The 21,288-nt window shown below is 67.6% G+C and carries 12 protein-coding genes and 1 pseudogene; 5 read left to right on the forward strand and 8 right to left on the reverse strand.

The window, feature by feature from the left end; all coding sequences use genetic code 11:
* Nucleotides 1-704: 704 nt before the first annotated feature.
* The 5 genes and pseudogenes from rodA to BMZ45_RS05500 all read right to left on the reverse strand — a co-directional run bounded on the left by rodA (nucleotide 705) and on the right by BMZ45_RS05500 (nucleotide 6,887).
* Entirely contained in the window at nucleotides 705-1,820 is a 1,116-nt protein-coding gene (rodA, locus tag BMZ45_RS05480) for a rod shape-determining protein RodA (RefSeq protein ID WP_091633333.1), read from the reverse strand.
* Nucleotides 1,821-2,224: 404 nt separating this feature from the next.
* A pseudogene (gene mrdA / locus BMZ45_RS05485) lies at nucleotides 2,225-4,057 on the reverse strand (penicillin-binding protein 2); the annotation flags it as partial.
* Nucleotides 4,058-4,096: 39 nt separating this feature from the next.
* On the reverse strand, nucleotides 4,097-4,582 hold the full coding sequence (gene mreD, locus BMZ45_RS05490) for a rod shape-determining protein MreD (protein WP_056178279.1): 486 nt from the start codon (nucleotides 4,580-4,582) through the stop codon (nucleotides 4,097-4,099).
* The gene (gene mreC, locus BMZ45_RS05495; RefSeq protein ID WP_343124199.1) at nucleotides 4,579-5,595 is read right to left on the reverse strand and encodes a rod shape-determining protein MreC; all 1,017 of its coding nucleotides are present in this window, start codon (nucleotides 5,593-5,595) and stop codon (nucleotides 4,579-4,581) included. The genes mreD and mreC overlap by 4 nt, the downstream gene beginning before the upstream one ends.
* A gap of 245 nt (nucleotides 5,596-5,840) precedes the next feature.
* Entirely contained in the window at nucleotides 5,841-6,887 is a 1,047-nt protein-coding gene (locus BMZ45_RS05500; protein WP_091633338.1) for a rod shape-determining protein, read from the reverse strand.
* Between the two features lie 325 nt (nucleotides 6,888-7,212).
* Here BMZ45_RS05500 and BMZ45_RS05505 point away from each other — a divergent pair, with 325 nt between their 5' ends.
* From BMZ45_RS05505 to BMZ45_RS21085, 5 genes are all read left to right on the forward strand, one after another.
* Nucleotides 7,213-8,145 (forward strand): carbohydrate kinase family protein, encoded by a 933-nt coding sequence (locus BMZ45_RS05505; RefSeq protein ID WP_056178275.1) that lies wholly within the window; start codon nucleotides 7,213-7,215, stop codon nucleotides 8,143-8,145.
* A gap of 238 nt (nucleotides 8,146-8,383) precedes the next feature.
* Nucleotides 8,384-10,573, forward strand: a complete 2,190-nt coding sequence (locus tag BMZ45_RS05510; protein WP_175488932.1) for a prealbumin-like fold domain-containing protein — start codon at nucleotides 8,384-8,386, stop codon at nucleotides 10,571-10,573.
* Between the two features lie 471 nt (nucleotides 10,574-11,044).
* A complete protein-coding gene (locus BMZ45_RS05515) occupies nucleotides 11,045-13,036 on the forward strand; it encodes a DUF11 domain-containing protein (RefSeq protein ID WP_139215397.1) in 1,992 nt (663 codons plus the stop codon).
* A 400-nt stretch (nucleotides 13,037-13,436) separates the two neighbouring features.
* On the forward strand, nucleotides 13,437-15,524 hold the full coding sequence (locus BMZ45_RS05520; protein WP_139215398.1) for a DUF11 domain-containing protein: 2,088 nt from the start codon (nucleotides 13,437-13,439) through the stop codon (nucleotides 15,522-15,524).
* 832 nt (nucleotides 15,525-16,356) lie between these two features.
* The gene (locus tag BMZ45_RS21085; RefSeq protein ID WP_139215399.1) at nucleotides 16,357-18,081 is read left to right on the forward strand and encodes a prealbumin-like fold domain-containing protein; all 1,725 of its coding nucleotides are present in this window, start codon (nucleotides 16,357-16,359) and stop codon (nucleotides 18,079-18,081) included.
* 147 nt (nucleotides 18,082-18,228) lie between these two features.
* On the opposite strand, the gene BMZ45_RS21090 is transcribed toward BMZ45_RS21085, so the two are convergent.
* The 3 genes from BMZ45_RS21090 to BMZ45_RS05550 all read right to left on the reverse strand — a co-directional run bounded on the left by BMZ45_RS21090 (nucleotide 18,229) and on the right by BMZ45_RS05550 (nucleotide 21,266).
* Complete coding sequence (locus BMZ45_RS21090) at nucleotides 18,229-19,293, reverse strand: hypothetical protein (protein WP_139215400.1); 1,065 nt, start codon at nucleotides 19,291-19,293, stop codon at nucleotides 18,229-18,231.
* A 564-nt stretch (nucleotides 19,294-19,857) separates the two neighbouring features.
* Nucleotides 19,858-20,562, reverse strand: coding sequence for a GH25 family lysozyme (locus tag BMZ45_RS05545; RefSeq protein ID WP_091633363.1), 705 nt, complete (start codon nucleotides 20,560-20,562; stop codon nucleotides 19,858-19,860).
* Complete coding sequence (locus tag BMZ45_RS05550) at nucleotides 20,559-21,266, reverse strand: hypothetical protein (RefSeq protein ID WP_091634142.1); 708 nt, start codon at nucleotides 21,264-21,266, stop codon at nucleotides 20,559-20,561. Before BMZ45_RS05550 ends, BMZ45_RS05545 begins: the two co-directional genes overlap by 4 nt.
* Nucleotides 21,267-21,288 lie beyond the last annotated feature (22 nt).

The raw sequence follows: 21,288 nt of genomic DNA on the forward strand, positions 1-21,288 counted from the left end.
ACCGTGAATACGTGAAGATCGCGGCCGATAGTCAGGTTGTGTTGCTTAATCGGCGCGAGGACGCGATGGCATTGCGGTCTCTTCTCCCGCGTGCGGCGACCGAAGGGAGTGCGAGGCTGAGACGGTGCTCGCAGGGCGGATGAGGGCGACGGATGGGGTGGGCGTTTGTCGCTCGCGCCTGCCCTCACCCCAACCCCTCTCCCGCCAGCGGGAGAGGGGCTAAAGCGTGCAGGTCAATGAATTTTGCTGTCCCTTCTCCCGCGTGCGGCGAAAGCATGCAGGTCGATGAATTTTGCCGTCCCTTCTCCCGCGTGCGGGAGAAGGTGCCCGTAGGGCGGATGAGGGCGACGGGTGAGGTGGGCGTTTGTCGCTCGCGCCGGCCCTCACCCCAACCCCTCTCCCGCCAGCGGGAGAGGGGCTAAAGCGTGCAGGTCGATGAATGTTGCCGTCCCTTCTCCCGCGTGCGGCGACCGAAGGGAGTGCAAGGCTGAGAAGGTGCCCGCAGGGCGGATGAGGGCGACTAATGAGGTTGGCGTTTTGTCGCTCGCGCCGGCCCTCACCCCAACCCCTCTCCCGCCAGCGGGAGAGGGGCTAAAGCGTGCAGGTCGATGAATGTTGCCGTCCCTTCTCCCGCATGCGGCGACCGAAGGGAGTGCAAGGCTGAGAAGGTGCCCGCAGGGCGGATGAGGGCCGCTTTGCCGGCGCTAGCGCCCGCCGTGCACCGGCCGATGCGCGCGCACCGCCATCACCACGCCCAGGCCGGCCAGCAGCGAGACCGCCGAGGTGCCGCCATAGCTCAGCAGCGGCATGGGCACGCCGACCACCGGCAGCAGGCCGGCGATCATGCCGCCGTTGACGATCACGTAGACGAAGAACGCCAGCCCCAGCGCCCCCGCGATCAGGCGCGAATAGCCGTCGCGCGCCTCCGCCGCGATCCACAGACAGCGCCCGACCACGAACAGGTACAGGCTCAGCACCACCGCCACGCCCAGCCAGCCGAATTCCTCGCTGAGCACGGCGAAAATGAAGTCGGTGGTGTGTTCGGGCAGATAGTTCAGGTGCGACTGCGAGCCCTGCAGCCAGCCCTTGCCGGTCATGCCGCCGGCGCCGATCGCGATCTTGGACTGGATGATGTTCCAGCCCGTGCCCAGCGGATCGGACTCGGGGTTGAGGAAGGTCAGGATGCGGTCCTTCTGATACGGGCGCAGCAGCCAGAACCAGGCCACCGGCGCGATCGCGGCGATGCCGCCGAAGGCCGCGCCGAACCACCACCAGGGCAGTCCGGCCAGATACAGCGCGAACGCGCCGCTGATGCCGACCAGCATCGCCGTGCCGAAGTCGGGCTGCAGCAGGATCAGCAGGGTCGGCACCGCGATCACCACGCCGGCCACCAGCACCGACAGGAACTTCGGCGGCAGCGCCTGCCGATTCAGGTACCAGGCCACCATCATCGGCAGGCTCAGCTTGAGCAGCTCGGCGGGCTGGAAATAGAAGACCTTGAGGTCGATCCAATGGCGGCCGTGCTTGCCGGTGCCGATCGCCAACACCAGCAGCAGCGGCAGCAGCGAGGCGCCGTAGATCAGCGGCGTCCAGTTGCGCAGCTGCGAGGTCGGCATGCGCGACAACAGCCACATCGCGACCAGGCCGGCGCCGAAGCGCGAGCCCTGCGCCAGCACCATGCGCATGGAGTGGTCGCCGGCGCTGTACAGCACCGCCAGACCGATCGCCATCAGCGCCAGCAGGGCGCCCAGCAACGGCAGGTCGACGGTGCGCAGAGCGCGCGCGATCAGATCGAACAGCCAGCGCAGGATCACTCTCACCGGCGCGGCTCCGGCGGCGGCACGGCGCCGTTTCGATTCGGCTGTGCGGCGCCGTTTTGGCGCGGCGGCGACACGGCACCGTTCGCGGGCGCGGTGCCGGTGGCGCCACCGCGTGGCGGCAATGCCGTCGCCGCAGGCGCGGCAGCGGGTGGAGCGAGGGCCGCCCTACCCCGCTGCGCACTCACCGTAGGCGCATTCGCATGCCCCTTGGCGGCCTCGGCCGCCAAGGCCTGCGGGCTCAGCTCACCCACCGCGAACGCCGGCGACACCGGCGCCGGCGTATTGGCGACCACGCCCGCCTCGGCCGCCGCCGCGGCCAGCGCGGCTTGTGCGGCTTGTGCGCTGGTCGTCGCGACCGGCGCGCTCAGCGGCGCAATCGCGTTGTGCTCGGCCGGGTCCGGTTCCGGCATCTTGCCCAGCAACCAGGCGTCGAAGATCTTGCGCGCGATCGGGCCGGCCGAGCTGGCGCCGTAACCGCCGTGCTCCACCACCACCGCCACCGCGATGGTCGGGTTCTGCGCCGGCGCATAGCCCACGAACAAGGCCTGATGGCGCAGGTGGTAGGGCAGCGAATGCGGGTTCATGCTGACGTTGCCGCGCCGGCTGATCTTCTGCGCGGTGCCGGTCTTGCCCGCGCTCTGATAGGGCGCGCCGCGCACCAGGCCGGCGCCTGTGCCGCCGGGCAGCATGGTCTGGACCATGCCTTCCTGCACCGCGCGCAGATGCGCGGGGTTGTCGGTGATGCGGCTGGGCACCGGCTGCTCCACCGCCGTCCACGGCGATTCGTAGCCGTCGCGGCGCTCGCGCACCAGGTGCAGACGGCGCAGGTCGCCGCCGTTGGCGATCGCGGCGGTGCCGCGTACCAGCTGCAGTGCGGTCGCGACCCAATAGCCCTGGCCGATGCCGGCGATCACGGTCTCGCCCGGGTACCAGCCTTCCTTGCTGCGCTTGGCCTTCCACGCCGCCGACGGCACCACGCCGCTGTTCTCGCCGGCCAGGTCGATGCCGGTCGGCCCGCCGAAGCCGTACTTGCGCATGTACTGCTCGAAACGGGCGATGCCCATCTCGTAGGCGAGCTTGTAGTAGTAGTAGTTCACCGACTGCGAGATCGACTTGCGCAGATCGGTCCAGCCCGCGCCGCCGTGGGCGTCGCGATAGCCGCGCTTCTGGCCGGGGATATGGAACTCGCCGGTCGAGAACACCTTGTCGTCGGCGGTGCGCAAGCCGCTGTCCAGGCCGGCCAGGCCGATCAGCGGCTTCACCGTCGAACCCGGCGGGCCGCCGCCGAGCACGTTGCGGTTGAACATCGGCCGCGAGGGGTTGTCCATCAGCGCGCGGTAGTCGGCGCTGGAGATGCCGTTGACGAACAAATTGGTGTCGTAGCCCGGCAGGCTGACCATGGCCAGCACTTCGCCGGTGCGTGGATCCACCGCCACCGCCGAACCGTCGAAATCGCCGAACGCGGCTACCATCGCGCGCTGCAGGTCCAGGTCGATGCTCAGGCGCAGGTCCGCGCCCGGCTGCGCCGGCACGTGGCCGACCTGGCCCATCGGGCGGCCGTCGACGTTGGTCTCGATCTTTTCGTAGCCGACCTTGCCGCGCAGCGCTTCCTCGTAATAGCGCTCCAGGCCGGTCTTGCCGACGTGAGTGAGGGCGGCGTTGCCCTCGGCCATCGTCTCCAGGTCCTTGGTGTCGATGCGGCCGACGTAGCCGATCACGTGCGACAGCAGTTCGCCGTAGGGATAGCGCCGGTTGAGGTAGGACACCAGCTCCACGCCCGGGTAGCGCCAGCGGTCGACCGAGAAGCGCGCCGCCTCCTCGTCGCTCACGCGCAGCTTCAGGGTGATCGGCTTGAAACCGCGGGTGGCCTTGCGCTCGTTCTCGAAGCGCTGGATGTCATCCGGCGACAGCGCGATCAGCTTGGCCAGCGACGGCATCCAGGTCTCGGTCTTGCCGGCCTCGCTGGGCGTCACGTCGATGCGGAACGCCGGCACGTTGTCGGCCAGGATCCGGCCCTTGCGGTCGTAGATCAGCCCGCGCCCCGGCACCACCGGCCGCAGCTTGATGCGGTTGGCGTCGGAACGGGTGACGTAGTCGGCGTGCTGCAGCACCTGCAGGCGGTAGTACCAGAAGCCCAGGCCGAGCACGCCCAGCAGCACGAATGCGAACGCGACCGCGGCGCGGCGGCGGAATTGGTCCGCCTCGGCCGCGGCGTTCTTCAAGGTCCGCTTCTTCAGCGGGTGCTGGCCGAACCAGCGGCGGCGCGGGCCCACGGCTCAGCGCCTCCGCCAGGTGCCCAGGCGCAGCGCGTCGAGCAGCAGGAAGATCAGCGGCCACAGCAGCAGACCCGACAGCGGCGCCAGCCAGAACGTGGCCGGCAGGGTCGGTTCGCCCAGGGCGACATGGATCGCGGCGGTGACGATGCGGTCGTTGAGCATCAACCCGCCCACCCACAAGGCCTGCTGCCACAGCGGGAAGAAGCGCAGGCGCGCGCGGAAACGCTGCAGGATGAAGGTCATCACCACCAAGCGCAGCGCCTGCTCGCCGAACAGGCCGCCGTAGACCAGATCGCCGAGCAGGCCGATCGCGAAGGCGAAGCCCAGGCCGGCGCGATCGGGGTCTTCGATCACCCAGTAGGCCAGCACCAGCGCCAGCCAGTACGGGCGCAGCGGCTGCAGCGCCAGCGGCAGGGGCAGCAGCCCCAGCAGCAGCGCGACGATCAGGCTGACCGGCAGCACCCAGTGTTGGCGGGTGCGGGTCATCGGCGCGGCTCGCTGGGCGGGGTGGACGCGGGCGTGCGATTCGCGGGCGCGGCGGTAGCGGGTGCGCGCGTCGCCGGCAGGTTTGCAGCCGACGCGGCGTTGGCAGGCGCTGGCGCGCTCGCGCCTGCGCTTATCGCACCCGCGGCAGTGGTGCCTGTGCTGGTGCCCGCCGTCGCGCCCGCGGCTTCCGGCGCGGCCGCGCTGTCGAACTCCTCCGCGTTCACCGGCGGCGGCATCGACAGCAGCACCAGCACCTCGCGGCCGCGATCCAGCTTGGCCGCCGGCTTGACGTCGCCGATCAGGAAGGCGCGGCTGTCGTCGGGGCGCAGCGCGGCGATGGTGCCGACCGGGAAGCCCGGCGGGAAACGCCCGCCCAGGCCCGAGGTCACCAACTGGTCGCCGACCTTGACGTCGCTGGACAGCGGCACGCTGGCCAGGCGCAGGATGTCGCTGCGGCCGTCGCCGTAGACCACCAGGCGCACGCCGTTGCGCGCCACCGCCACCGGCACCGCATGCGAGGGGTCGGTGATCAGCAGCACGTTGGCGTGCATGGGATTGACGCCGATGATCTGGCCGAGCAGGCCGCCGGCGTCGATCACGCTCTGGCCGGTGCGCACGCGGTCGCGGCTGCCGGCGTCCAGCACCAGGCGCTGACGGGTGGGGTCCAGGTCGATGTCGAGGATGGGCGCCAGCACCACGTCCAGATTGCCGCGCTCGGCCGCTTCCAGCAGGCCGCGCAGGCGGGTGTTGTCGGCCACCAGGGTCTGCAGCCGCGCCATGCGCGCCTGGTTCACCAGCAGCTCGTTGCGCAGGCGGCGGTTGTCTTCGGTGAGCTGGCTCAAGGTGCCGGCGTCGTCGTGGATGCGTTCGGCCACGCGACCGGGCCAGCCGGCCACGGCCCACAGCGGCGCCACCATCACCCCGGCCTGGCGGCGCGCCTGGTTCAACCAGCCGCCGCGGTGGTCCAGCACGATCAGCACCACGGCCAGCGCCAGATAGGCGAGCAGGCGCAAGGTCCCTGCGACATCACCAATGCGGGCGGTGGTGGGAGGACCGGCGTAAGACGGCACGGGCGGGGTCTACGAGTCGAAAGAGGCGGACGGAAGCGGCCGCGAACGCGGCGCCTGCATCGGGACAGCGTCCTGCCGTCCCGGGTCGCGGACGGCAGGCGCGCTGCCGACTCGCGAATACTGCAAAAACTGTGCTGGTCGTCGCGTTTCGGACCCACCCGCTCCGACCAGCGCGGGCGCGCGTTGCGTCATTCCGGAGCGAAGAACTCGTTGCCGTGCATGTCGACCAGCTCCAGCGCGCGGCCGCCGCCACGGGCGACGCAGGTCAGCGGATCGTCGGCCACCTGCACGTGCAGGCCGGTCTCCTCGCTGATCAAACGGTCCAGGTCGCGCAGCAGGGCGCCGCCGCCGGTGAGCACGATGCCGCGCTCGGCGACGTCGGCGCACAGCTCCGGCGGGGTCTGCTCCAGCGCCAGCTTGATCGCCGAGACGATCCCAGCCAGCGGCTCGCGCAGCGCTTCCAGCACTTCGTTGGAATTGATCAGGATCATCTTCGGCACGCCCTCGGCGAGGTTGCGGCCGGAGACTTCGATCGTCGACGCCTTCTGCTGCGGATACGCGCAGCCGATCTCGAGCTTGATGCGCTCGGCGGTGGCTTCGCCGATCAGGGTGCCGTAGGTGCGGCGCACGTAATTGATGATGGACTCGTCGAAACGGTCGCCGCCGATCCGCACCGAGGCCGAATAGACGATGCCGTTGAGCGCGATCACCGCGACTTCGGTGGTGCCGCCGCCGACGTCGACCACCATCGAGCCGCGCGCCTCGGTCACCGGCATGCCGGCGCCGATCGCCGCGGCCATCGGTTCCTCGATCAGGTAGACCTCGCGCGCACCGGCCTCTTCGGCCGATTCCTTGATCGCGCGGCGCTCGACCTGGGTCGAGCCGCAGGGCACGCAGACCAGCACGCGCGGGCTCGGGCGCAGGAAACGCGACTTGTGCACCTTGCGGATGAAGTGCTTGAGCATCTCTTCCGTGTAGGTGAAGTCGGCGATCACGCCATCCTTCATCGGACGGATGGTGGTGATGTGGCCAGGGGTACGGCCCAGCATCTGCTTGGCCTCGCCGCCGACCGCCGCAACCGTACGGTTGCCGCCGATCAGACGGTCCTGGCGCACCGCGACCACCGAAGGCTCGTTCAGGACTATCCCTTGTCCACGCACATAAATGAGGGTGTTGGCCGTGCCCAGGTCGATGGACAGGTCATTGGAGAACATGCCGCGAAACTTCTTGAACATCGGGGGATAGGCCGTCAAAAGGGAGGCAAGAAGAGGTTCGCTAGCCTAACGCCCGCCCCCCCTGCGAGCAAGGAAAAACAACGCTTTCCGACGCTTTTCGCCGTCAGGGGTCATCTGCCGGGGCGGCCCCGGTCCGGGGCCGGTCCGAGCCTGAATAGGGCTCCCTCGCCGGGACCGGGCCGAATCCTGATTTGCGTCACAAACTGGCCGGGCGGCCCCGCAGCGGCTACCCTACGCCGCCGGGCGGCATAGGGCCGCCGTTTTTATGGCCGCTCCGCGCCCACCGGCGCTGCACCGAGCGGCTCTCAACATTGGGGTTTCAGCGATGTCTGCACTGATCTGCGGTTCTCTGGCTTACGACACCATCATGGTGTTTCCCGACCAGTTCAAGAACCACATCCTGCCGGACAAGGTGCACATCTTGAATGTGTCCTTCCTGGTTCCGCGCATGCGTCGCGAGTTCGGCGGCTGCGCCGGCAACATCGCCTACAACCTCAAGCTGCTCGGCGGCGATCCGATTCCGATGGCCACCGTCGGCCAGGATTTCGGCCCCTATCGCGAGTGGTTCGAAGAGCAGAACATCCGCCTCGACCAGGTCAAGGTGATCGACGAGCTGTTCACGCCGCAGGCCTTCATCACCACCGACCACGACAACAATCAGATCACCGCCTTCCATCCGGGCGCGATGATGCGCTCGTACGAGAACCACGTGCGCGACGTCGCCGGCGTCAGCTTCGGCATCGTCAGCCCCGACGGCCGCGAAGGCATGCTGCAGAACGCGACCGAGTTCGCCGAAGCCAACATTCCCTTCATCTTCGATCCGGGCCAGGCCATGCCGCTGTTCAACGGCGAAGAGCTGCGCCACTTCATCGAACAGGCCGACTACGTCACCGTCAACGATTACGAATCCAACCTGCTGCAGGAACGCACCGGCTGGAGCGAGAAGCAGATCGTCGAGCGCGTGAAGGCCTACATCACTACGCGCGGCCCGCACGGCTCGCTGATCCACACCGCCGAGAAGACCTACGACATCCCGCCGGCGCACGAGCGCCGCGTGACCGATCCCACCGGCTGCGGCGACGCGTTCCGCGCCGGCCTGATCTTCGGCATCGAGAAGGGTTACGACTGGCTGACCATCGGCCGCATGGGCAACCTGATGGGCGCGCTCAAGGTCGAACACCCGGGCACCCAGAACCAGCGTTTCGACTACGACGAATTCGCCGAGCAGTTCCGCCAGCAGTTCGGCTACGCGCTGTAACGCTAACGCCGCGCGACATCGCGCGCGCACGACGCGCGCACCAAGGCCCGCATCGCCTCCGCAACACCGGGGAGCGCTGCGGGCCTTTTCGTTTGTGCGGGCGCAGACCCGCATCGGCACGCAGCTAGCGCCCGATACGAGCCATGGTGCACGACGCCCGCACAACCGGCGCGGGCGCTGTCCTGTCTGCGCATCGAAATTCGATTTCCAAACCGATGCGCGGCACATGCCCATAGCGATGCGCTGCATCCAAAGTCGTATTGCGATCCGCTACTGCGGATGCGCACTTACCAACCCGGCAGGGACCGCCATCACTTCTAGAGCAACAGGTCGCGGGGGCGGGATGAGTTCCACTTACAACGGGCGTGTTACGCAAGCGCCGTGGTGGCGCGCAGCGCGCGGCAATGCCTTCGTCCAGTGGCGACTGCGGCAATGCCGGCGGCGGACGTGGTCCAGCCTGCTCGCCGTGCTGCTGCTCGGCGGCGCGGCCGCGCTGCCGGTATCGGCGCAGCAACGCGTGATCCTCAACCGCAACTTCATCCAGTTGAAGAACGGGGTCGACGGCGCGTTCGAGAGGGATTACACCACCAGCACCGTCACCTTCTCCCAGAACTTCTGCACGTCCACCAACTCGTGCCTGAAATACTTCAACGACGCGCGCTGCGTGACCCCGCCCGATCCGCAACCCACCCTGGGCTCGCAACTGTGCGTGATCGCCTGGGAAACCACGGGCGGCCTGGTCACCCAAACCACCCCGCCGGACGTGGTGGTACCGCCGGTGGGAAATGTCGGCCCGTCCGCTGGCGTAACCAACGGCAATATCTCGCACCCCATCCAGTTGGGCATCACCAACGGCTTGGCCAACCTCGAAGGTGCGCTGGTTCCCACGGGCAGCGCCGAACTCAACGCGCACGTGCCGGGCCGCATCTACCAAAACATCTGCCTGGCAGCCGGTGAATCGATTCCGTTCACCTTCGAACTGGCCGATCCGACTTCGACCGATGCCAACCTGGGCGCCAACACGGCCAGCCAGGCACGTATCGGCATCTGGCCCGCCAACAGCGGCTTTCCCGCCACGCCGATCAGCCAGTTCACCTCCCTTACGACCAACACGGCAGGACCGCCCGCGCTTGCAACCTTCATCGCCGTCGGCGTAGGCGAAACCCTCCCCGGGCCGGCCACGGGCGGCATCTATCAGATCGGCCTGGAATCGGTGCTGCCTGCCACCAGCGCATTCGGCAACTACATCCGCAACGTCAACATCACCCTGCAACCCTTGGTCGACCTTGGCGGCGGCACCGACCCCGCCTCCGACTCGCACACCACCGAACCCGCGACCGGCACGACCGCGGCACCCAAGCTGTCGTTCCGCATCAACGGCCGCGTCCCGGCACCCGGCATCACCATACCGATCAGCCTGGCGACCGGCTCCACCGCCACGCCCGATACCGACTTCAACCTCAGCGCACCGACCGGCCCGAACGGTGCGCCGACGTTGAGCCACACCACGGGCACCAACACCTGGTCGCTGTTCGTGCCCGCCGGCGACTATGCCGGCGGTCTGCATGGCCAGGCCACGGTCGACGTGACGGTGAACATCTTGGCCGATGGCGTCGCGGGCGAGGGCGCCGAGCAGTTCGGCCTGATCATCAACGGCGGCGGCGGCACCAGCGGCTGGCTCAGTGCGGACCCACTGTGCAACAACACGCGGCGGGAATCGTCGAGGACTTTCTTCATCGATCAAGCGCCGCAGTTGGTGCTGAACAAGAGCACCCCGGCCACGACCGGCGGCCCGTTTACCTTCACCCTCACCAACACCACGCAGACCACCGGCACGACCACCACCACCAGCACCGCCACGCCTACCCAGGTCGACGGCAACACCGCGCTCGCCGGCACCCAGGCCTACACCGTAGCGGCGCCCGGCAATCCCGTGACCATCAACGAAAGCGCCCTCCCGGCGGGTTGGACCCTGGGCACGGTCGAATGCCGCAACGCCGCCAACACCGTCGTCGGCAGCCTGGCCACCAGCACCTACACCATTCCGGGCAGCGAAACCGCGCTCAACGCCACCCTAACCTGCAGCTTCAGCAACCAGCGCAACGCCAACCTGTCGATCACCAAGACCAATACGCCGGGCGTCAACGGCGAAGTGGATCAAGCCAACGACGCTGTCGTCGCGGGCGCGGCTACGACCTATACCCTGCGCGTCACCAACAGCGGCCCCGGCTCGGTGACCGGCGCGGTGATCAAGGACGCGCCAGGCATCGGCATCGCCTGCCCTGGCGCCAATGCGGTGACGATCACCGGCAGCGGCGTACCGGTGGGCAGCTTCACGCTCGCCGACCTGGTCGGTACCGGCATCACTCTCGGCACGCTGGGCAGCGGGCAAACCGCGATACTGAGCTTCAGCTGCAACGTGCAATAGGCGACTGCATACGATACCCGAACCGGAGGGAGCTCGTGCACATCGCTCGTAGGGCGCAGTGACTACCGCGCCATCACCAGGGTTGGGTGTTGCGCAACGGCACGGGCCTCATTCGCTCATCGCACCCTACGACGCACGAGTACAAGGCTCGTATCGCTACGGAATTCATGCAGAACGTCTCGAGGCTTTTGTTGCTGGCGCGCGCTCAGCGATACGGACACTCAAAGCATGATCTAAAGGCATGGAATCTGTGCGAAAGCGATCCGCATTAGTGACTAATGCCGTGCGGTAATGTGTCCTATTCCACTGCGGTTTCGCGAGCTACCCTGTGAAGCTTGCATGCGCGTCAGAAGCAGAGACCGTCGGAGCGCGCCACGCTTCGGACCAGCCCGGATCGGCTGGCTGGCTGAAAGGAATACCTTCTGTCTTCATGGTCTGGCCACGTTGGGCCGACGAATCGCGCGGCGATCCGTGAGCGCCGAAGCGGACGTCCAGGCAGACAAGGCGGGGCAAACGCGCATCCGGCGAGTTGAGTGGCCATCAGGGGGCATCATGTTCGGCAATGGTTTCTGGAATCTCGTGTTCAAAGGGCCTTACGCGATGGCCGCCGCCGCGAACGAGCGCGGAACGGCTCGCTCGCCGAGTGACATCCACGCGCAAGCTGCGACCGGCCGTATCGCCGACGACTGCCTGGATCGGCCTGTGCGCGATACATCGCGAAGCAGCGCCGTTCGCAAACGTGTCTGGTTGATCTGCCTGTGCTCTGCCGGCCTGCTACTGTCCGGCCAAACCAGCGCGCAAACCTGTAGTGCCTTGACGCCGGTAATCGCCCCTACCCTGCCCAGCGGCGTGGCGGCGCCCTGGAGCGAGACCATCGTGGCCGGAACGGGCTGGGGAAATGCCGGCGGCGGCGGCGTGACCCACACCGAGAATTTCGGCGGCAACGCCGGCAGCCTGAATGTGTTCAATTCCATGCAGCAAACCGTGGCCGGCGGCGTGACCGGTGGCAGCGATATCGTTTTTTCGGTGTCCTGGGCCAACGCCAGCGGCGCCAACGGGGTCAATGGCAATCAGGCCCGATTGGAAGTGCGCTACAACAACGTGGTCTATGCGACCTTCAACACATCGACGTATCGAGCGGCAGGCCCCCTCGCCCCGCCTGCGCCGTTCGCGAGCAACGGCGCCGTGCTGACCCTCGTTTCCGGCGACTGGAACGTTTCGGGCTTGCCCAGCATGAAGGTCTACCGGATCACCCTTCCCGCGGGCGTAGCGTCCGGCGCGGTATTGCAATTCCGCACCAGCCGCACGCAAAACGGCACCTCCGACGGCGCCACCGACGACTTCACCGTTCGCCTGGCCAATATCGAGACGCCCACGGTATGCCTGGTCAAGCAGACCAACCGCCAGGAGAGCGCCAAGGGATTCGTCTACACCACGGTAAATCTCGACGCCGACCTGACAACCGCAGGCACACAGGGCAATCCAACCGTCGTTACCTTGGCGGCCAATGCGCCGTCGACTTTCGACTCATGGGCCGACAATGGAACGGTCACGGCTTCGCTCGGTATACAGCCGATGGTGGTGGCTAATCGGTTCCTGGATACCGGAATCACCGAAAGCGCATTCGGCGTGTACAGGGTCACGGCCATCAATTGCACCGGCTGGGCCATTGCGCCGACATATGACGTGGCAACGGGTGCCGTGCTCCTGCCGGCCAACAGCGTCATACCCGCCAGCCCGGTGACCTGCACCTACACCAACAGCCGACCGCGCGTTCGACTGCAAAAGCAATTGCCGAACGGACGCATCGCCCCCGCCGACCAATTTTCGCTCAGCGTCGCGGGAACGCAGACCGCGATCGCGGCAACCAGAACGGCCAGCACCACAGGCAGCGGCAGCACGGCCAATGGCACCGCCGATTTCGCCAACGCCGATACCGCTACCAACTACACCTTGTCCGAAGCCATGGCGGCGGGCAGCGCCAGCACGATAGGCGCTTACACCACCAGCTACAGCTGCACCAACGCCACCGCCGGCACCGGTACCGTTATGCCCAGCGGCAACGGCAGCAGTTTCAGCTTGTCCAACTTGGCCGCGCTGGACGACATCACCTGCGTCTTCAGCAACCAAACCAGCTCCGCCGACCTGAGCATCACCAAGACCAACACGCCGGGCGTGAACGGAGAAGTGGACCAGGCCAACGACAGCGTGACTGCGGGCGGGACGACCGGCTATACCCTGCGCGTTACCAATAGCGGCCCTACGTCTATCACCGGCGCGGTGGTCCGGGATACGCCCGGAACCGGCATCGCCTGCCCCGGCGGCAATGCGGTCACGATCACCGGCGACGGCGTGCCGGTGGGCAGCTTCACGATCGCCGACCTGACCGGGACCGGCATTACCCTCGGCACGCTCACGACCGGGCAAACCACGGTGCTGAGCTTCAGCTGCAACGTGCAATAGACGATCGCGGAGAGGGCGCAGGCGACTGCGCCCTCTGCGTTTGCGGCCACCATCCAGAGGGGACCCTTGGCGCCGTTTCCGTGAAACTCGTCTGTAGCGGGCCGGTCGCGGCACTATGGCGCGTCGCCCGCGTCGCCCAGGGGCAGCGCATCGCGCGCTCGCGAGCTCAGAAGCTGCGCATGGTGCGGTCCGCCATGGCCCACTCCGCCTATCGATGATGAGGCCGCGCTCCAAGCCCGCGCCTGATGGCGACCTGGGCATGTCCTGTCTCCCTACCGTTGCGCGAATTCGGCAGTGGGGCCGCTAACCCCGCGATCTCGAACAGCCGCTGCACGACGGATGCCGGCGCGGTTCGCATCGCCGTTCAAGCGAGCCGAACCAAGAGCCCTTACGGAGCCGCATGGATACGAATCGCGTCGCGCTTGAAAACCTCCCATCGGCCCGGCACGCGCGCGCGATCGCCACCGGAAACCTATCGGCGTGGCGGCCACGTAGACAGGCCTCCCTCTGGACGCTCGGGCTAGTGGCGATCTGCATGTTGCTGGCGGTGCCCGCGCAAGCGCAGATCCAGCGTGGCACCGTCAACGACAGTTTCGAAGACCCGGCCAACGGCAATGCGGCCAACGACATCAACGCCTCGTGCTTCACGATTTTCGGCGCCGATGCGGTTCCGGGCTGGGAAACCACGCATGCGGTGACCGACACCTTCTTCGTCGCGCCGGGCATCCTCAATTCGAATGTCTACTGCACCCCGGTCACGGCCACGACACCCAACGTCACTGGCCGACAGATCGAACTTTGGTACAACAGCTTCGTCGATGCCGGTGCCGTCCCGGCGGCGGCGACGCCCTCGGCGGACGGCACCCAGCACGCGGAACTCAACGCCTGGCAGAACTCGCGCATCTACCAGAACGTGTGCCTGATCCAGGGCGAGCAAATCGGCATTTCGGTCTCGCATCGCGGCCGCGTCAGCGCAACGGTGGGCGATGTCGCTGAAATGAACATCGACAGCCAGGCCAATACGGTGCTGCGCATGATCACCACCAACAACGGCGGTGGCGGCACGCAGCTGTGCGGCAGCAGCGCCTCGTCCACTCCTGGCGCAACCGACGGCGCTGTCGGAAACCCGACCTGCAGCACCAGCCTCGGCACCGGCGGCTGGCGTCGCTACACCGCCAACTTCACCTGGACCGGCACGAGCGACTCGCACAACATCGGCTTCGAGGCGATCAGTACGGCCGCGGGCAATCCCGCCGCCGGCAACTTCATCGACAACATGGACATCACCCTGCGTCCGGTGATCGAGTTCCGTGGCGCCACCTACACGACCCGCGAAGGCCAGACCGTAACCCAGCCCATCCTGGTGGTGGCCGGCACGGTGCCGGCGGGCGGCACCACGGTCACAATCAACATCGTGGCGGGCGGCACCGCCACCTCACCCGCCGATTTCACGGTGGCAAGCTCCTTCACCATTCCCGCCGGCGTGTACGCAACGCCCACCGAAGTCACGATGACCGGCCTGGTCAGCATGGTCGACGACGCCGTTATCGAGGACAACGAAACGGTCACCCTGAGCATCGCCGCCGCCCCCAGCGTCTACACGATCGGCAATACCACTACCTGCGGCAGCGCGGCGACAGGCGCGACGACGGTCTATCGCATCCTCGACAACGACATGGACCTGCTGACCACCAAGACCACCTCCAACGCCACGCCGGCAGCAGGCGGCACCACCACCTTCACCGTGACCTACCGCAACAACACCGCGCGGCCAACGGTCGGCACCGGCACCGACTTGACCGTGCACGATGCCGTCGCGACTCTGTCTGATGCGCTGCCGACCGGCTTCACCGCCTTCAGCTGGACCTGCGCCGCCAGCGGCACGCCCACGCCCGCCTGCCCCGCTGCCAGCGGCACCGGCGCGATCACGGCGGCGTCGGTCACCTTGCCTGCCGGCAACAGCGGCGCCGCCGGTGGCGTGCTGACCTACACCATCACCGGCACCGTGGCCGCCACCCAGTGCGCAGCGACCACCAACACCTCCACCATCACCGACAACGATACGGCCGTGGCCGAAGGCAGTTCCGTGCAGGCCGGGTTCGTCACCCCGGCGCCTGGCGGCACCGCCAACAACAGCGCCGCCGTCGCGGTGGATCCGCTTTGCGCCGACCTGTCGGTGACCAAGACCAACACCCCGGGCGTGAACGGCAACGTCGATCAAGCCAGCGACATCGTCGTCTCCGGCACGCCGACCACCTACCAGCTGCGCGTCACCAACAACGGGGCCGATGCGGCCACCGGTGCGGTGGTTCGGGATACGCCCGGGGCCGGCATTACCTGCCCTGCCGGCAATACGGTCACGATCACCGGCGACGGCGTGCCCGTGGGCGCCTTCACGATCGCCAACCTGACCGGGTCCGGCATCACCCTCGCCACCCTGGCCAGCGGACAGACCGCGGTGTTGAGCTTCAGCTGCAACGTGCAATAGGCGGCAGAGCGGCACGAGACCAGGGCGGGCACAGACAATAGCGCCCGCAGTTGCGCGGTGGCGCGGTTCGCGTTCGTTCTCCGCGCCCTACGGCGGTAGGTAGCTCGCCGCGACGCGATCGGCGTGCGCCTGTCGCACAGCGGCAGAGTGTTGCATCACTCGTAGGGTGCGGTAAGAACCGCACCCTACGAGGGGCCGGAGCTGCATATATTTGGATCGCCCGACGAAGCCGACACGAGGGCCGTGCGCCTGCCCGGCCAATCCATGCCCGGCGCTCGCCGGCAAGTCGGGGCCGCCATAGGCCGCTAGGACGGGTCGCCGCAGGCGGCCCAAGGCGATAGCCGAGCTTGAGTCCGCCTGGTCACCCATGAAACACGCCCGATCAGCCTGCACGCTCTCGCGCATCCCCTCCCGCTAACGCACGGTTGGGCGCCATAGATCAGGTCGCTGCGGGTGTGCACTTGCGTGCCCAAGGCAGACGTCTGGTGCGCGGAATCGGGGGTGTAGGCGACACCGGCGCCCCTCCCGAACACGACCTAAGCCTCTCTAGTGGAAGGTAACCACAGCAATAGCGCTCAATTGGAGCCTAAATGGTGTCCTAATCCACAAAAGAGATGCGATTTACTCATGTGACCGGTCGGACTGAGTCCGCCCCCGCCCATCGACCCCGTTAGGCCAGAACATGAGCCCTCCAGCCACCAGCCGTCGACCCGCACCCGATTACCCAGGCCATGCCGATCAAGCCAGCGGGTGTCCGGAGGCATGCGTTCCGTCGAGGCGAGGAAGCGGGACGCGCACGCGGCATTCCGGTGCGGGTCCAGGAGCCGACGTAATGCGTAACCGTGGCGCAGGCCTTATGCGTGCCTGCTCATGGCTGTTGCTGGCCTTGCTTGGCATATCCAGGCTAGCGCAAGCGGAAACCCCGACGGCCTGGACCGTCATCAATCCGGATTTGGCCTCAGCAACGGTCAACGGGACGACGATCGCCATTGGTGGCGACCAGGGCACCACGCCCTATGCGCTCGGCGCCATGACGGCCACCGGCGTTTACGGCAACCCGTATGGAGAAGTCATTGCGGGCAGGGGGTCGGTGCGTCTGGACATCGCGCCTCAAGGCACCACTCGCTTCATCGCTGTGACATTCAGCCGGCCGATCAACAATCCGATCCTGCATATCGAGGACTTGGGCATTTGGCGCGCCACCTGCACGGGGGTGAATTGCACCGCGAGGAGTTCGACGTCCATATGGCAGTTGACGTCCGCCACGGCAACCGGGGGCAGCGTCAACGCGCTGGCCGTGTCCGGCAACGCCGCGTTCTTCGTGGCTGGAAACACGGTCGGCGGCCCTTCCAACGGCACCGTCAACTTCAATTCCAACTCGCCGCCGACGGGCGGCTGTTCCGGCACCTTATTGGTCGGCTGCGGTTCGGTGATGTTCGTCGGAATCGGCATCACCCAGCTCTTCTTCACGATCACCTGGGCGGGCCCGGCACAAACCGCGTTCGCTGAAGGCATAAACATGACGGTCTCCATCCCCAGCGTTCCGCAAATGCAGGTGGTGAAGCGAGCGCTCGGCGGCACCGGTAGCTTCAGCTTTACCGGCAACAACGGATATCCGGGCGACACCGTCGCGGCTGCTACCGCGGGAGCCTTCGTGGACGGCACCAGCTTCCGGCTCGGTGCCGCAGGTGTCGATACCACCATCAGCGAGACCGCCGTCGCCGGCTGGGTCACCGGCGCGAACCCCACCTTCCTGTGTTACGACGGCGCGCGCGCGCCGCCACTGTCCAACCAGCTTGTATCGGCCACGTTCGATCCTGCCACTCACACCTACACCATTCCTGGCAGTCAGATGGCGGTCAACAGCCTGATCCGCTGCCATTTCGACAACACCCGCACGGGCACGGTGACGGTCACCAAGATCTCGAACGGCGGCGTCGGCAGCTTCAATTTCAGCGGCAGCAACGGTATCGCCAGCCATGCGATCACCACCGCGACCGCCGGCACCGGCGTGCAGGGCGCGGTGCAGACCTTGGCTGCCACGGGCACTCAGACCACCATCACCGAGGCGGCGCCCCCGGCCGGCTTCGTACTGACGGGCGTGACTTGCACGGGGCTCACCAACGGCGCGACGGCCACGTTCGACGCGCCTACCCGCACGGTCACGATCCCGTCCACCGGCACCGCGGCGGGCGCGAGCATCAGTTGCACCTTTACCAATGCGCGCCAGAGCGCCGACCTGAGCATCACCAAGACCAACACGCCGGGCGTGAACGGCAACGTCGATCAGGCGAGCGACACCGTCGCCTCCGGTACGCCGACCACCTATGAGCTGCGCGTCACCAACAACGGGCCCGATTCGGTGACCGGCGCCGTGGTGCGGGATGCACCGGGCGCCGGCATCGCCTGCCCTGGCGGCAACACGGTGACGATCACTGGCGATGGCGTGCCTGTGGGCAGCTTCACGATCGCCAACCTGACCGGCGCCGGCATTACCCTCGGCACGCTTACGACCGGGCAAACCACGGTGTTGAGTTTCAGCTGCAACGTGCAATAGCGGCTAGCGAACGCCGCGATCGCTTGCGGCGACGCGCGTTATACGCAGGGCGGCCGATGCCAAACATCGCCGCCCTCCCCGCCAGACGGTGGCCGACGCCGCCTGGCGGACGGCACCGACCCAACCAGCGATCGCGATGCCGCGCCCCTACATCGACCGCGGTGCGATCGCCTGCTGCTGCGGATCGGCCACGGGCGCAGCGGGCGTGCGCGATTCCTGCTCGCGCTTCTCGCCCAATGCGGCCGTCGCTTCGACCGACAAGCCGCGGCGCGCGTCGCTGGCGCCGACGCTGATCAGTTCGGCGCCGGGCTGACGCTCGCGCGCCCTGGCTTCGGCACCCAGGAACAGGCGGCGCTCGCCGTCGGCACCGGGATTGCCTAGCTCGACGTAGCCGATGCGTGGCAGCCCGCGCAGTTCCGCGGTGCCGGCCAGGCTTTGCGCGGTCTCGGTCACGGGCAGGCGCGCGTTCTCGGGTAGGCCGTCGTTGATGCGGTGGATGTGCGCTTCGGCTTGTGCGCGCAGGGTGGGATCGACCGCAACCGAGGCCGCACTCGCGGAGGATGGACCCAGGCCGGGCACGCGACCGGCATGCACATCCGCCGCCATGCCGGTGGGCTGGTCCGGCCGGTTGAGATCGGGATTGCCTCGGAAGGATTCTTCGGTCGGACGATATGGGCGCAGTGGCTCGGTTAGGGGCGGCGTCGGCAACTGCCCTACGGGTGGTACCAGAGGGGTATGCACATCGCGCTGGCCGTCGCTATAGCCCGAACCTCGTGGGCCGCCGAGGGGGATAGAGACATTGAGGCTGGGCCGTCCCGGCGAAGCATCTACCCCCATGCGGACGCCGTTATCGAATTGAACACCCGTCCCCACCCCAATGCCGTCCACACGACCATTGGGATGCAACGTCTCTCGTCCTTCGACATAGACGTTGCCCTCGCCGTACCGTACGCCGCCTGTTATCGAGTTCGCTCCCAGATCGCCGTCCACATCCACATAGGCATCGCGCGTTGCGCCTGGCGCCGGCCCCAAGGGACGCAGGCGATGTTCGCTGTCTTGCTGCGGTTCCGCCGGCGGGTGCTGCGGCGGTCCCTGGACCTCGGGTTGAGCGGGCGTCAGGCGGAACCCGTCGACCTCCGGATTGCCGCTGATGCCTTCGCCTCTGCGCGCGGGATCCTGCGCGGAATCTTCGTTCTCATTGCGAGTAGCCATGACGCCTCCATGCCATTGTGGTGCGTCTCACCGGATAGCACAGGCGTTTAGGCGGTTCTAGACATACTGAGGGCGCATGTTTTCCGCAGTTTTATGCTGCGGCGAGGTCGAATTTTGGCTGTCCGGTCCGGGGGATCGGCTAATAGTCGGCATTAAAACTGTGCCGGCTCTGTCGGTGGCGGTGCGATTGGATTTGCGCAGGGGTTGCTGTTTCGCGATCGCGGCTGACGCCGCTCCCACAGGAAGCGGGGGTGGAGGCGCGTCGATGTGTGGCAGAACCGCTCGATTGGGGTGGTGTCGTGGGTCGTGGGGGCGCGGTCGCGGCTTGCGCCGCTCCTACAGGGGACTGTCGCGGAGGCGTAGCGATGGGGCTGGCTTGATGGAGGGGCGATGCGATTTGGTAGCCACGCGGTCGCGGCTTACGCCGCTCCTACCCCAAAGCTGTTCGCGGGAGGATGCGGGGTGCGTTCGGCCTGTCATTGTCATCTGCATGAGCGCACCGATGCCGTCAGCGCGGGCACGGCGAGTCGCTACCGCTTTTACTCACAGCTCCCGCGTAGCGCGCTAGCGCGCGAACGCCGCGGCGTCGCCGTCGAACACGTTCAAGTCCACCGGTCCGTCGATGCCGCGCACGCGGCCGCGGTTGTGGTATTGCCATATCACCCAGCGGGCGCTGGCATCGGGCTTGCGCACGATCGCGCGCCGCCACAGCGCGCGCGGTGGCAGGTCGCGCTGGTGGGCGGCGAGGAATTCCGGTGTGACGTAGAGCAAGGCCGGCTGGCCGTAGGCGGCTTCGACCTGGCTCAGGTAGGCGTCGAGTTCGCGCCGCAGTTGGGCGCTGTCGGGATTGCGCCCGCAATTGCCGCCGAACTCCAGGTCCAGCGCCGGCGGCAGGTCGTGCGCGGCCGGTGCGGCGGCGGCAAGGAAGTTGCGCGCCTGTTCGGCGCCCGGCTTGCACCACGTGAAGAAGTGATAGGCGCCGACCGCGAGACCGGCCGCGCGCGCGTCGCGGCGGTTCTGATCGAAACGGCGGTCGCGGTGGTCGCCGCCTTCGCTGGCTTTCAGATAAGCGAAGGCGACATCGTCGGCGGCGACCGCGCGCCAGTCGATCGCGCCCTGATGGTGGGACACGTCGATGCCGCGCAGCGGGTAACGGGCGCGATCGGGTTGCCAATGCAGGAACCATTGCCAGGCCAGTACCGCGCCCAGCAGCGCGATCGCGGTCAGGCCGGTCAGCGCGGCGGCGATGCGCCAGCCGCGTTCCTTCATTTCCAGCCCGGCATCTGGCTGGCGTCCAGGCCGCCGACTTCGAACACCGCGGTGCGGGTGCCGCCGGCCTTGACCGGGAACTCGATCGCGATGGTCTTGGCGCCGCGCACGGTGCGCCACAGCATGCGCTCGTCCTCGATGAACATCGCGGTGGCCTCGTCGGTCTTGGGACGGCTCGCGGCCACCGGCTTGGGCGCGGCGTCGTCGACCTTGAGCTTGACCTTGCAGCCGCCGTAGCAATCGAAATCGCCGGCCTGCAACACCAGATAGCTGCTGCGGCCCCACTCCGGATGATCGCGGAAGATCAGCCGCACTTCGCGCGGACCGCCGCCGTCGGTGTCGATGTGGTCCTTGGCGTAGAGCGCGGCCGAACGTTGCTCGCCGCCCGACAGCACCGGCTGGGTCTGGTACGACCACAGCGCGGCCAGGCGGCGCGTCTCCAGCGCCTTGACCGCTTCGACCTTGGCCACTTCGTACTGCGCCTTGATGCGCGCGGCGGCCTGGCTGTTCGGGTACTGCGCGGTCAGCACGTCGCCGTGCGCGCGCGCCACGTCCCACTTGTTCAAGGCCACGGCGGCCTCGAAGGACTTGGCCATGTCCTCGGCAGCCTTCTCGTCGGTCGCAGCCTTGGCCGCGGCGGCGGCCTTGGGGTCTTCGGCCGGCTTGCAGGCGGCGAGCGCGAGCGTGACGGCGAGCAGCAGCATCGGAGTCCTGGCGTTCATCGGC

Origin of the sequence: Lysobacter sp. cf310, from assembly GCF_900114355.1 — a bacterium.
Classification (GTDB): Bacteria; Pseudomonadota; Gammaproteobacteria; order Xanthomonadales; family Xanthomonadaceae; genus Lysobacter.